Source organism: Brevundimonas subvibrioides, assembly GCF_027271155.1.
In the GTDB taxonomy this organism is placed as follows: Bacteria; Pseudomonadota; Alphaproteobacteria; order Caulobacterales; family Caulobacteraceae; genus Brevundimonas; species Brevundimonas subvibrioides_D.
Genome location: NZ_CP114542.1, coordinates 2,738,323 through 2,750,902, shown reverse-complemented (window position 1 = coordinate 2,750,902; position 12,580 = coordinate 2,738,323). Strand labels below are relative to the sequence as shown.

13 protein-coding genes are annotated in these 12,580 nt (G+C 66.8%); 6 read left to right on the top strand and 7 right to left on the bottom strand.

Going from position 1 to position 12,580, the window contains the following annotated elements:
- Positions 1 to 4: 4 nt before the first annotated feature.
- The 3 genes from O3139_RS13625 to O3139_RS13615 are packed head-to-tail and all read left to right on the top strand — an operon-like array spanning position 5 to position 2,287.
- Positions 5 to 1,420 carry an NAD(P)(+) transhydrogenase (Re/Si-specific) subunit beta gene (locus O3139_RS13625; protein ID WP_269514630.1) on the top strand — a complete coding sequence of 472 codons (1,416 nt, stop codon included), beginning with the start codon at positions 5 to 7 and terminating at the stop codon, positions 1,418 to 1,420.
- Positions 1,417 to 1,725, top strand: a complete 309-nt coding sequence (locus O3139_RS13620; protein WP_269514629.1) for a hypothetical protein — start codon at positions 1,417 to 1,419, stop codon at positions 1,723 to 1,725. Before O3139_RS13625 ends, O3139_RS13620 begins: the two co-directional genes overlap by 4 nt.
- A 7-nt stretch (positions 1,726 to 1,732) precedes the next feature.
- Positions 1,733 to 2,287: an alpha/beta hydrolase gene (locus tag O3139_RS13615; RefSeq protein WP_269514627.1), complete on the top strand. Its 555-nt coding sequence runs from the start codon at positions 1,733 to 1,735 to the stop codon at positions 2,285 to 2,287.
- A 33-nt stretch (positions 2,288 to 2,320) separates the two neighbouring features.
- Here the strand turns inward: O3139_RS13615 and O3139_RS13610 are convergent, their stop codons facing one another.
- The 4 genes from O3139_RS13610 to O3139_RS13595 form a co-directional block, all read right to left on the bottom strand.
- A complete protein-coding gene (locus O3139_RS13610) occupies positions 2,321 to 3,634 on the bottom strand; it encodes a UDP-glucose dehydrogenase family protein (protein ID WP_269514625.1) in 1,314 nt (437 codons plus the stop codon).
- Positions 3,635 to 3,726: 92 nt separating this feature from the next.
- Positions 3,727 to 4,341: a DUF1190 domain-containing protein gene (locus O3139_RS13605; RefSeq protein ID WP_269514624.1), complete on the bottom strand. Its 615-nt coding sequence runs from the start codon at positions 4,339 to 4,341 to the stop codon at positions 3,727 to 3,729.
- Positions 4,342 to 4,349: 8 nt separating this feature from the next.
- Entirely contained in the window at positions 4,350 to 4,763 is a 414-nt protein-coding gene (locus O3139_RS13600) for a DUF350 domain-containing protein (protein WP_269514623.1), read from the bottom strand.
- Between the two features lie 12 nt (positions 4,764 to 4,775).
- A complete protein-coding gene (locus tag O3139_RS13595) occupies positions 4,776 to 5,438 on the bottom strand; it encodes a YjfK family protein (RefSeq protein ID WP_269514622.1) in 663 nt (220 codons plus the stop codon).
- A gap of 343 nt (positions 5,439 to 5,781) precedes the next feature.
- On the opposite strand from O3139_RS13595, the gene O3139_RS13590 reads away from it, so the two are divergent.
- From O3139_RS13590 to O3139_RS13580, 3 genes are read left to right on the top strand one after another with little or no spacing between them, the layout of a single operon-like run.
- The gene (locus O3139_RS13590) at positions 5,782 to 6,225 is read left to right on the top strand and encodes a YjfI family protein (RefSeq protein WP_269514621.1); all 444 of its coding nucleotides are present in this window, start codon (positions 5,782 to 5,784) and stop codon (positions 6,223 to 6,225) included.
- A gap of 15 nt (positions 6,226 to 6,240) precedes the next feature.
- Positions 6,241 to 6,984, top strand: coding sequence for a PspA/IM30 family protein (locus O3139_RS13585; RefSeq protein WP_209322550.1), 744 nt, complete (start codon positions 6,241 to 6,243; stop codon positions 6,982 to 6,984).
- Between the two features lie 12 nt (positions 6,985 to 6,996).
- Complete coding sequence (locus O3139_RS13580; protein WP_269514620.1) at positions 6,997 to 8,157, top strand: glutathionylspermidine synthase family protein; 1,161 nt, start codon at positions 6,997 to 6,999, stop codon at positions 8,155 to 8,157.
- 40 nt (positions 8,158 to 8,197) lie between these two features.
- On the opposite strand, the gene O3139_RS13575 is transcribed toward O3139_RS13580, so the two are convergent.
- The 3 genes from O3139_RS13575 to O3139_RS13565 form a co-directional block, all read right to left on the bottom strand.
- Positions 8,198 to 10,255, bottom strand: coding sequence for an LVIVD repeat-containing protein (locus O3139_RS13575; protein WP_269514619.1), 2,058 nt, complete (start codon positions 10,253 to 10,255; stop codon positions 8,198 to 8,200).
- Positions 10,256 to 10,280: 25 nt separating this feature from the next.
- The gene (locus O3139_RS13570) at positions 10,281 to 10,943 is read right to left on the bottom strand and encodes a DUF305 domain-containing protein (protein WP_269514617.1); all 663 of its coding nucleotides are present in this window, start codon (positions 10,941 to 10,943) and stop codon (positions 10,281 to 10,283) included.
- 87 nt (positions 10,944 to 11,030) lie between these two features.
- Positions 11,031 to 12,560: a UxaA family hydrolase gene (locus O3139_RS13565; RefSeq protein WP_269514615.1), complete on the bottom strand. Its 1,530-nt coding sequence runs from the start codon at positions 12,558 to 12,560 to the stop codon at positions 11,031 to 11,033.
- Between the last annotated feature and the right edge of the window lie 20 nt (positions 12,561 to 12,580).

The following is a 12,580-nucleotide window of genomic DNA, read 5'->3' as shown; positions in this document are numbered from 1 at the left end:
TGGAATGAACGCATCGATCGCGGCCCTGGCCTATCTGGCGGCGGGCGTCCTGTTCATCCTGTCCCTGCGAGGGCTGTCGAGCCCGGAGACGAGCCGTCAGGGCAATACCTTCGGCATGATCGGCATGGCCATCGCCGTGGGCGTGACGCTGCTGACGCTGGGCACGACGGGCGCGCTGGATCCGGTGACCCTGGCTCTGCTGGCGGCCGGTGTGATCGTCGGCGGCGGGGGCGGGGCCTTCATCGCCTCGAAGGTCAAGATGACCGACATGCCCCAGCTGGTCGCGGCCTTCCACTCGCTGGTCGGGATGTCGGCCTGTCTGGTCGCGGTCGGGGCGGTCTATGCGCCGGAGGCCTTCGGGATTTCGGATGGCATGGGCGGCATCAAGGTGCAGTCGATCGTCGAACTGGCGCTGGGCGTCGCCATCGGGGCCATCACCTTCACCGGCTCGGTCATCGCCTTCGCCAAGCTGAACGGAAACATGAGCGGCGCACCGATCATCCTGCCGGCGCGGCACCTGATCAACATCGGCCTGGCCCTGGCGCTGGTGCTGCTGATCGGCCTGCTGATCGGATCGGGCGGCACGGCGGTCTGGGCCTTCTGGGGCATCTTCGCCCTGTCGCTGGTCCTGGGCGCGACCCTGATCATCCCCATCGGCGGGGCCGACATGCCGGTGGTGGTGTCGATGCTGAACTCCTACTCCGGCTGGGCGGCCGCGGCGCTGGGCTTCACGCTGGAGAACATCGCCCTGATCATCACCGGGGCCCTGGTCGGGTCGTCGGGCGCGATCCTCAGCTACATCATGTGCAAGGCGATGAACCGCAGCTTCATCAGCGTCATTCTGGGCGGCTTCGGCGGCGACTCCGGTCCGGCGGGAGAGGCCCGTGTCGAGACCCGTCCGGTCAAGCAGGGCTCGGCCGACGACGCCGCCTTCATCATGAAGAACGCGTCGAAGGTCATCATCGTCCCCGGCTACGGCATGGCGGTCGCCCAGGCGCAGCATGCCCTGCGGGAGATGGCCGACAAGCTGAAGGAAGAGGGGGTCGAGGTGAAATACGCCATCCACCCCGTCGCCGGTCGCATGCCCGGCCACATGAACGTCCTGCTGGCCGAGGCCAATGTGCCCTATGACGAGGTGTTCGAGCTGGAAGATATCAACGCCGAGTTCGCCACCGCCGACGTCGCCTTCGTCATCGGGGCCAATGACGTGACCAACCCGGCCGCCAAGACCGACCCGACCAGCGCCATCTACGGCATGCCGATCCTGGACGTGGAGAAGGCCGGCACCGTCCTGTTCATCAAGCGCGGCATGGCGGCGGGCTATGCCGGGGTCGAGAACGAGCTGTTCTTCCGCGACAACACCATGATGCTTTTCGCCGACGCCAAGAAGATGGTCGAGGGGATCGTGAAGGCGCTGTGAGGCGCAAACGTCCGACGATCCTCGCGTGGTGGCTGCGCGCCGGGGGAATCCTGCTCGGCGTGGTGTTGGTCGCCTATGTCCTCGTCCTCGGCGTCGTCTTCTTCACCCAGAGGGAGATGCTTTATCCCATCGTCCACGGGAATCGGACGCCAGACGCAAACGGGCCGCCGATCGAGGTCGTGCAGATCAACACTCCGGATCAGGAGACGCTGGTCGCATGGTATCTGCCGCCCCAGCCGGGCCGTCCGACACTTCTGTTCTTCGGCGGTCAGGGCGGTGGGCTGTCGTTCCAGTCGGATCGCTGAGGAGGGGGTGGGCTTTCTCGCCATCGGCTATCGCGGCCATGACGGGTCGACTGGCAGGCCCAGCGAGGCAGGCCTGCATACCGACGCCAGAGCCGCCTATGACTGGCTGGTTCGACGCACGCCGGCTGATCACATCATCATCCACGGCTTCTCGCTTGGCACGGGGGTCGCAACCCGGCTCGCGATCGAGCGTCCGGCCAGGGCGCTCATTCTCGAGGCCCCCTACACCTCGACGGCCGACATCGCCGCCAAGGCGTGGCCGTGGCTTCCGGTGCGATGGCTGATGCTGGACCAGTATCGCTCACGAGACATCATCGATCAGGTCGGAATGCCCGTCCTCATCGTTCACGGAGACCACGACTCCGTCATTCCATTCGCCCAGGGACAGACACTGTTCGATCTTGCACGATCGCCCAAGCGGATGGTGCGGATGGTCGGTTCGAACCACAGCACACTGACCCGCGACGGCCTGTATGACCACGTCTGGCGCTTTCTCGATCTGCCAGCGGCCGACACTGCCGCGCCGGATCACAAGGCCGATGTGGTCGTGATCGACCGCTAGGGTCCCGGGCCCATGCCGGCAGGGCCGAAAGGCCTACGGCTTGCCGATCCCCACATATTCCATGCCGTCGGCCGTCACCTCGTGCGCGCGGTAGACGTTGCGCAGGTCGATCAGCAGGGGCCTCGTCATCGTTCCGGCGATGCGGCTGAGGTCGAGGGCGCGGAACTGGTCCCATTCGGTCAGGATGACCAGGGCGTCGGCCCCGTCGGCGGCCTCATAGGCGCCGTTGACGAAGGTGGTGCCGGCCAGCAGGTGGCGGGCCTCCTTCATGCCCTCGGGGTCGAAGGCCCTGACCGTGGCACCCATGGCCTGCAGCGCGGGGATGATGGCCAGGCTGGGGCTGTCGCGCATGTCGTCGGTGTTCGGCTTGAACGTCAGGCCGAGCACCCCGACGGTCTTGCCCGCGATGTCGCCGCCGGGACCGGCCATGGCGGTGCGGATCTTTTCGGCCATGGCGAGCTTCCTCGCATCGTTGACCTCCACCGTGGTCTCGATCAGGCGGATCGGCGCGCCGTACTGCTGGGCCGTGCGGACCAGGGCGATGGTGTCCTTGGGAAAGCACGACCCGCCGTAGCCTGGGCCGGGGTTCAGGAATTTGGAGCCGATCCGGCCGTCCAGCCCGATCCCTTTGGCGACCTGCTGGACGTCGGCGCCGACCTTTTCGCACAGGTCGGCGATCTCGTTGATGAAGGTGATCTTCATCGCCAGAAAGCCGTTGCCGGCATATTTGATCAGTTCGGACGTCCGGCGCGAGGTGTAGACGACCGGGAATTCGTTCAGGCTGAGCGGGCGATACAGCTCGGCCATGAAGGCGCGGGCGCGTTCGTCCTCGACCCCGATGACGACGCGGTCCGGGCGTTTGAAATCCTCGATCGCGGCGCCCTCGCGCAGGAACTCGGGGTTGGAGACGACGGCGAATTGGGCGGCCGGATTGGCGCGGCGCATGATGGCCTCGACCTCGTCGCCGGTGCCGACGGGGACAGTGGATTTGGTCACCACGACGGTGAAGTCCTGGACCAGCCCCGCGATCTCCTCGGCGGCCGCATAGACATAGGACAGGTCGGCATGGCCGTCGCCGCGCCGGGTGGGGGTGCCCACGGCGATGAAGACGATCTCGGCATCACGGATGGCCTCGGACCCGTCGACGGTGAACGACAGCCGCCCGGCCTTGACGTTGTCGGCGACCAGCTGGTCCAGGCCGGGCTCGAAGATCGGAATCTCGCCGGCGTTCAGCCGCTCGATCTTGGATGGATCCTTGTCGACGCAGACGACCGTATGGCCGAAGTCGGCGAAGCAGGCTCCCGACACCAGGCCCACATAGCCGGTGCCGATCATGGTCACGCGCATTGTCGATTCGTCCCGTTCCGCCCGGCGAGGAGCGCTTCGTCATGCTGCAGGGCCGCGCATTGTGTCAATGCGGGCGAGCGCTTCCTCCGGGGTCAGCCCCCGAAGCCGCGCCCGCCTCCGCCGAAGCCGCCGCGCGAGACGACCGTCGTGCGGCTCTGGACGCGTGTCGGGGCCTGGCGGGCCACGTCGGTGCCATAGTCGCGGCCATTGGCGATCTGGCGGCCGGTGCGGTAGTCGCGGCCGAGATAGCCGCCGCCATAGCCGTTCTGATAATTGCCCTCGCGGTCGCGATACAGCGCTCCGCCACCGCGATAACCACCGCCGTTCAGCATCTGGCCGATGACGAAGCCGGTCAGCAGGGGCGTGAAGAACGATCCGCCCGAGCCGTTCTGGCGGCACTGTTCCGGGCCCCACTGACCTTCGCACTCCTCGCGGGTGGCATAACGGGGCGCGGTCTGCTCGGCCTGTTTGGCGGCATTGGCATATCCCGCGTCGCATTCGGTATCTGAGATGTCGTTGGCGGCCTTGCACTCGTCCAGCGAGGTATAGGCCAGGGTCGGTTCGGGCGGCGGGGCGGCGACCTGGGGTGCGCCACAGGCGGCGAGCGAGAAGCTGGCTGTGGCCATCAGGCTGGTGACCTGCAGGGTGCGCGACCGCTTCAGTCGGCGCATGGTGGTGGTCTCGGCGGGGGTTCGGGCGTCGGTCATGGTCGCACTCAGGTCGTCATGCAGGCGGCGTTCAGCAAGCCGACGCAGATGGAAATAGAGGCCAGATAGACACCCGCGGCCATTTCTCCGGCCTCGATCCGGCTGGCCAGGGCCTTGTAGAGCACGCGGCTGACCACCAGGAAGGAAAGGATCTGGATCACGCCGGCCAGCAGGGCCCAGGCCGCGAACTCCGGCAGGCTGACCGTGTGCGACAGGGCCGAGGCCAGGGGCAGGACATAGCCGACCAGGGCACCACCCAGGCCGACGGCGGCCGCCGTATTGCCCTGCCGGATCAGGTCGCGCTCATGATAGGGCGTGACGATCTGGTAGATGAATTTGAAGGCCGAGAAGAAGGCGATCGCCGCCACGAAAGCGATGATGAAGGCCGTGGCCCCGGTCTGGAAGGCGAACCAGTCGAACATTGTATGGGTTTCCTAGGCGGTGAATTCGGCCATCTCGAGGGGGATGCCGATCATGATCTCGTGGCTGATGTCCGCGGATTTTCCGGGAGCCTTTTCCGGTTCCATCTCCAGCGCCAGCATCAACTCGCGCCCGCCAGCCAGGTCCCGCGCATACAGCATGCAGGTCTGGAAGATGCGGGCATAGGGGACGGTCGCCGTGCGGCTGTCCCAGATCGTCTCCCACAGGGTCACGGGCGGCTGGCGGGCGTCGCTCTCGGAGAACCAGAAGCGGGGGTAGGAGGGAAGGTCCTCGGCTGTGCCGTCGAACACGGGCTCGCTCAGCCGGTCGGTCCATTTCCGGCGCTCGCGCGGACCGGGGGGATAGGCGCTGGTCCAGGGAATGAACAGGCTGAAATCATAGGCCTCGGCCCCCGTGGCGTCGTCGCTCATGGCCTGAAGCATGACGTGGTCGTCGGTGTAGAAGCGGTGGACATGCTGGCCGCTATCCAGGGCGATCGTGCCCTGGGCAGTGATCTCCAGCGCGTCGGTGTCCAGGTTGAAGACCGTCTCGGGCTGCAGCCGACGCCAGGCCAGCGGATCCAGCGACACGGTCCGTCCCACGGTCATGTTGCGAACGACCGCCAATCGATTGGCGGGTTCCGCAGCAGGCTGTCCGCCGAAGAGACGCTTGAACATGGGCGTGTCTTTACGCGAGATCCCATCGGTCAGGAAGGCTGGGGCCATAACCGGAATTCGCACCTCGCTTGCAGAACGTCAAGCGTTCATGTTACGCGTTACATGAAACATGGCGACTCCTGAGACCATTTCTGCCAGTCCGGGCACCGACCGCATTCGCGCCTGGCGACAGGCGCGGCGCGACGCGGGCATGGTGAAGCTGGAGTTCTGGGTTCCCCAAGGGTGCCGCGACGATGTCCGCGCCGCAGTGCACGCCATCATTACAGATTCCACACGCGGACCTGCGCTTGCACCGCGCCGCCAACGCCCCACCTCAAGACCAACAACCGGAGCCGAGCCTCATATGGACGCCGTCATCGAAACCGCCTGGACCGTGCCGACCATCAAGGCGGCGCTGGAAGACTCAGCCCTGGTGCGCGAGGGCGAGCTGACCGCCCGGGTGCTGGAGGGGGCTGATCCCGTCCTGCTGGTCACCATGCACGAATACGGGGATTTGCCGATCTATCTCAGCGTCGGGGGCTCGCAGATCGTGGTCTCGGTCCTGCTGTGGCCGGTCTCGGAACAGTCGGACACCGCCCGCTTCAACGAATTCCTGCTGAAGGCCCAGCGCGTCGTGCCCCTGTCCAACTTCGCCATCACCACGGTTGGCGATCAGGACGTCTATGAGCTGATGGGCGAGCTGGCCTCAAAGACCACGCTGCAGACGATCCTGATCGAGCTGCGCACCTTGGCCGAGAACGCCATCGACGCGACGGCCCTGCGCGAAACCTTTGGCCAAGCCGCCTGAACCGGAAACACCGACATGTCCATGCTCACCAAACTCTCCGCCCTGTTCCGCGGCACCGCCCATGATGCGGCCCAGTCCGTCGTCGACCAGAACGCCCTGAAGATCCTCGACCAGGAGATCCGCGACGCCGATACCTCCCAGGGCAAGGCCCGCGATGACCTCGCCGGTCTGGTCGCGCGCCGCCGCATGGCGGAAAGCGAAATGGCCTCGTTCCGCGACCAGATCGTCAAATACGAAAGCTCGACCCGCGCCGCCCTGGGCCAGGGCAAGACCGATCTGGCCCGCGAAGTCGCCGGACGTATCGCCGAGCTGGAATCGGAGATCGCCACGCGCGAGCCGGTGATCGAGAACATGAAACAGGCCGAGGCGCGCCTGCGCACTGCCATCGCCTCGACCGACCAGAAGATCGAGACCCTGCGTCGCGAGATCGACATCGTGAAGGTCAACGAGAGCGTCCAGCGGGCCCAGACCTCCGTCGCGCTGCAATCTGCCGGTGCCCAGTCCCGCATCGGTTCGGCCGCCGACAGCCTCCAGCGCATCAAGCAGCGCCAGGCGGTGCAGGAAGAACGCCTTCGCGTCGGTCAGGAGTTCGAGGACAAGCGCACGGGTGCCGACCTCGACGCCAAGCTGAAGGAGGCGGGAATCCTGCCGGGCCATTCGTCGGCGGATGACGTGCTGGCCCGTCTGACCCAGGCCGAGGTGACGGTCGTCACGCCGCGCATCGGGCAGTCGACGCCGGGCGAGAAGGAGCCGGGCTGACCGCCCGACACCATGAAACGCATCACGCTTCCCGAACGTCCCGACTGGCAGACCCGGGCCGAAGGGCTGGGGTTCACCTGGCACCACGACTCGGGCGAGCCCTACTGGGACGACGCGACAGCGTATGAATTCTCGCTGGTCGAGATCGAGGACGGGCTGGAGGCTCCGACCGCCGAACTGCATCAGATGTGCCTGGATCTCGTCGACGAGACGGTGAAGTCCGAGCGGCTGATGGAGCTGCTGGAGATTCCGGAAAAGCTACGCGATTACGTCGCCGACAGCTGGAAGCGGGGCGACCCGTCGCTCTATGGCCGGTTTGACTTCGCCTACGACGGACGCGGACCAGCCAGGCTGTACGAGTACAACGCCGACACGCCGACCTCGGTCTATGAGAGCGCGGTGTTCCAGTGGCTGTGGCTGGAGGAGCGGATCGCGGACGGCTCGATCCCGGCTGCCTCGGATCAGTTCAACAGCCTGCACGAGGCGTTGATCGCCCGGTTCCGGGCCATCTTCCCGATGGGCGGATTCGTGCATTTCGCATCCGACCCGGACTTCGTGGAGGATCGCCAGACCGTACGCTTCCTCGAGGACCTGGCCAGACAGGCCGGGCTGGACCCGAAGTTCGTGGCCATCGGCGACATCGGGCTGAATGCCGACGGTCGGTTCGTGGACGAGCAGAACTGGCTGATCCAGGCGATGTTCAAGCTCTATCCCTGGGAACAGATGCTGCGCGACGACTATGCCGAGCCCCTGCCGACGGCGGAGGTCACCGTGCTGGAACCCGCCTGGAAATCGATCCTCTCCAACAAGGGCATCCTGCCCCTGCTGTGGGAGCGGCATGGCGGCCATCCCAACCTGCTGGAGTCGTATTTCGAGGACGATGCGAAGGCATCGGCCCTGTCAGCGGCGCATGTCCGAAAGCCGCTGTTCTCCCGCGAGGGGGCCAACATCGACATCGTCGAGGCGGGCCGCACCGAGAGTGGTCTGGACGGCGGCTATAGCGGCCGGGCGATCCTGCAGGCCGTGCATGAAGCGCCTGTATTCGATGGCCGTCATGTCATTGTCGGCAGCTGGGTCGTGGGTCATCAACCGGCCGGTATCGGTCTGCGCGAAGATGCGGGCCGGATCACCAGCAACCGCTCGCGCTTCGTTCCGCACCTGATCCGCGACTGACCCCGTCCCGCGACCGATGCCGGTCGCGGGACGGGTCGGCTCAACCCGCGCGCCGCTGGAAGATGCCGGCCAGCGCCAGCAGCCGCGCCTTGCTGGCACCTGCTTCCGTTTCTGCCGCCGCCGTAAGCCTCGTGGCCAGGGCCGTGGCGGCCTGGCGGTTCGCCCGCGCACCAGCGCGCCACTGATCCACGGCCGCTCTGGCCTGGACGAGGAGGGCCGCTGTGTCGTTTGCCGATGCGGCGCTCAGGTCGGCCTCGATCGATGCCATGATCTCGGGTGTGATGCGGCCGTCGGAAAGCGGTGCGATCTGGGCCAGTGTCATCGCCTCGATCTGTGGCAGGAACGGAGCCGAAGACAGGGGAGGAATGTGTTTGTCCAGGATGGCCCGTCCCTGCGGGTTGGCCAGCAGGTCCTTGATCGAACTGTCGATGGTCACGGGCGCTGCGGCCGGAACGCGCGCGAGCTGGTCGAGGTAGGCGGTGGCGACGTCGGGACTGTCGGCCCACGCGACCTTTTCCTGGGTCTGCGGGTTGATGACGTCGTCGCTGACGGCCTCGGCCGCAGCGATCTCGGCCGCCGACAGATACTCGCCGGGCACAAGTTTCAGCACGTCCAGACCGCGCGCGATCTCGCTGGCGTAGATGCGGCCGTTCATCCAGTAGGCCGACCAGTCACCGCCGACCACCAGCCGCTCCGCCTCGATCGGACCCCGGTCGAAAAAGGCGATCTCGATGGGCTTCATCGGGTCGGTGAAGTCCATGATGGAGATGCCCCCTTGGTACCAGGCCTGGACCATCAGGTCGCGACCGGGCACCGGAATCAGGGAGCCGTTATGGGCGACGCAATTCTCGGTCGCACCCTGCGGTGCAGGGAGCTTGTGGAAGGTCTGGCCCTTCAGTTTGTCGTCCTCAATAGTCGCGACCAGGTCAGCACCCCAGTTGGCGGGCGAGTCCGCCGTGCAGCGCGCGCCGATGCCACCGCCCCATTCGTCTGTGAAGACGACCTTGTCGCCGGCGTTGCTGAAGGTCGCCGAGTGCCAGTAGGCCATGTCCGGATCGAACATCTCGGAGATCCGCGTCGGGTTCTCGGGATCGGAAATGTCCAGCAGGAGACCGTTGCCGCTGCAGGCCCCGGCCGCGCGGTTGATGGCCGGATAGACGGTGATGTCGTGGCACTGGTCGGTCTGGGCAGTGCGCTGGCTGGCGACGCCCGACGCGCCGCCACCCCACAGGCCGGCGATCGCCCCGGTGGTGCGGTCGGCGAAGATGCGGGGCCGGTTCACGATCGTGGCGTCTTCCGGATGATCCAGCGGCACCTTGATGACGTCGATGGAAAACAGGGCCGTGTCAGCATTGGTGCTTGGTGCGCCGCCGCTGCAGGACGACAGTTCTGCGGTCGGTCGCACGTCTGCGGTACCCGAGTTGTAGATATAGAGCACGTTCCGGTCGCGGGGATCCGGCACCAGGGTGTGGGTGTGCGAACCCCGGCACGTCTGGACCGCCGCGATCTGGCGCGGGTTGGAGATGTCGCTGATGTCGAAGATGCGGATGCCGCGGAAGCGCTCGGCGTTGACCTCGCCCACGGCATCCGAGGTGCCGCAGTCCAGACGGGCGCGGTTCTGTTCGACCGACATGAACAGCAGATTGCCGTGGATCGACAGGTCGCCCTGACCGCCGGGGCAGACGACCGACAGGATCAGTTTGGGCTCGCCTTCGCCGGTTACGTCATAGGCGTTGAAGCCGTTGAAGTTGCCGACAAATAGACGACCGTTCGACATCGCCATGTCGCTGTTTGACAGGGCCAGCGGGCTGAAGCGCGGCCGGGCGGGCGGGCCGTCGCCGGCCGGGGCGGGCGTCGTTCCGGCTGCCGGACGCGGGCTCGGGGCGAACAGAGCCTCGGGATCGAAGAAGCCCGGCGGCGGGGCGACGGCGTGTTCCAGCTCGAGGCCCGAGGCCGCTTCACCGGCGTCGCGCAGACCTGGCGACAGGGTCGTGCGGGCATCGGGCACCAGGGTCTGGATCTGGGCCAGGGCCGGTGCCGCGCTCACGAACAGGGCCAGGGCGGCGGCGGAGGAAAGCAGGGGTCTACGCAGGGTCATGGCCGTTTCCTTCGAGTATCGGGGTTCAGAGTTCAGACAGAATGGACTGCATGCGCAGGATTTCGGCAGACTGATCCGCGACGACCGAGTTGGTGAAGTCGGACAGCATGGGATCCTGGGCCGCATCCGGCTGGGCCATCAGGCTGTCGACCATGTCGAGCGCGCCCTGGTGGTGCTGGATCATCCCTTGCAGGAACAGGCGGTCGAAAGCCTGGCCCCGGGCGGCGGCCAGCGCCTGCATCTGATTGGGCGTCAGCATGCCGGGCATTAGCGCAGTATCGCCCGCGGCCGTCATCGGCATGGCGTGGTTCATGCCTGCCATATGTCCGGCATGCATGTCGGCCATGGCCAGCGGCTGCCCGCGATCGGTCAGCCAGTTGCGCATCAGCTCCATCTCGGCCTGCTGGCTCAGGGCGATGCGCTGGCCCAGCCGCTTGATCTGCAGGCTGGACCCCTGTGCCTGCAGCAGCTCTACCATCTCCACCGCCTGGGCGTGGTGGACCAGCATATGCTGCAGGAACTGGACGTCGCCTGTGGTGAAGCTGGTCCGGCTGAGTTCCACCGCCTGCGCCGCCGTGATCGTCCGTGACGCCGCGCCCGGCGCGCCGGGATGGAAGATCGGCGGCGTCTGCGCGGCCTGGGGGACGTTGAGGAAACCCGCCAGTACGAGCGCGAAAAGCGGGTTCAAGATCATGCCACTCCCGTCATCCGCGCGACCCGGATCGATCCCAGACTAGGAGCAGGGAGCGGGACGGGGCAAGCCGCATTCTCGCCATCACATGATCGCGCCGATCCGCCACGGCTGAATCTCGTCCTCGCCGAAGCCCAGGGCCTCGCTCCGGGACGGCGCGCCCGAGGCCGTGCGGATCATCAAGTCCAGGATGCGCTCGCCCATCTCGGGAATCGAAACCCCCGCCGACAGGATCTCTCCGCAGTCCAGATCCATGTCGTCGGCCATCCGCCGGTACATGGCCGTATTGGTCGCCAGCTTCAGGCTGGGTGCGGGCTTGGCGCCGAACACCGACCCTCGCCCCGTCGTGAAACAGATCAGATTGGCCCCGCCCGCGATCTGGCCCGTGGCCGAGACGGGGTCGTATCCGGGGGTGTCCATGAAGACGAGGCCGGGCGCGGTCACCGGCTCGGCATAGCCGTAGACGGCGTTCAACGGCGACGACCCCGCCTTGGCTACGGCTCCCAGAGATTTCTCCAGAATGGTCGTCAGCCCGCCGGCCTTGTTCCCGGCCGAGGGGTTGTTGTCCATCGACCCGCCGGTCGCAGCGACGTGGCGTTCCCACCAGCCGATGCGCCCCATCAGCCGCTCGGTCACGGAGGCATCCGCCGCGCGGCGCGTCAGCAGATGTTCCGCGCCATAGATTTCGGGCGTCTCGCTCAGGATCGCGGTGCCGCCCTGTGCGACCAGCAGGTCGACGGCGTGACCCAGGGCCGGATTGGCCGTCACGCCGGAATAGCCGTCCGAGCCTCCGCACTGCAGGCCGACGACCAGACCGGACAGCGGTTGAGGCGTTCGGGTCAGGCTATTGGCCGCCTCCGCCATCGCCATCAGGCGCTCGATACCGGCCGCGATGGTAGCGGATGTCCCGCCCTCGCCCTGGATGGTCATCGCCGACAGGGTGTCGCCGGATGCCAGGCCTTCCGCCTCGGTCAGGCCGGACAGCTGGTTGGTCTCGCACCCCAGACCCAGCATCAGCACGCCCGCGACATTGGGGTGTTGCGCATAGCCTGCCAGGGTGCGGCGCAGGACGTCCATCGCCTCTCCGGAGGACTCCATTGCGCAGCCCGAGCCATGGGTCACGGCCACGACGCCGTCGATGTTGGGAAAGCCGTCGCCCAGCCGCGACTCGACCTCGCGCGCGATCCTGCGGGCCACCATGGCCGAACAGTTCACCGAGGTGACGACGGCCAGATAGTTGCGGGTGCCGATCCGGCCGTCCGCGCGGAGATATCCCTCGAAGGTGCGATTCACCGGGGCCGTGACAGTCGCGGGATTCGCGTCATGGGCCCCGACGCGCATCGTGACCTCGCCCATGCCGAGATTGTGGACGTGGACCCAGTCGCCGGTCCGCACGGCCGCCGTCGTCGCGCCGATGACCTGACCATATTTCCGGACCGGTGTTCCGGGGGCCATGTCGCGCAGGGCTACCTTGTGTCCGGCCGGGATCGTCTCGTTGGCGACGATGCTGTCCAGTACGGTCTCGCCGGCCTCCAGCGCGCGGACGCAGACGGCGACGTCGTCGTCCTGGTTCAGGCGAAGGGCGGCGAGGGGCGTGAGCTCAGGCAAGATCATGCTTCACGATATCGATTCGC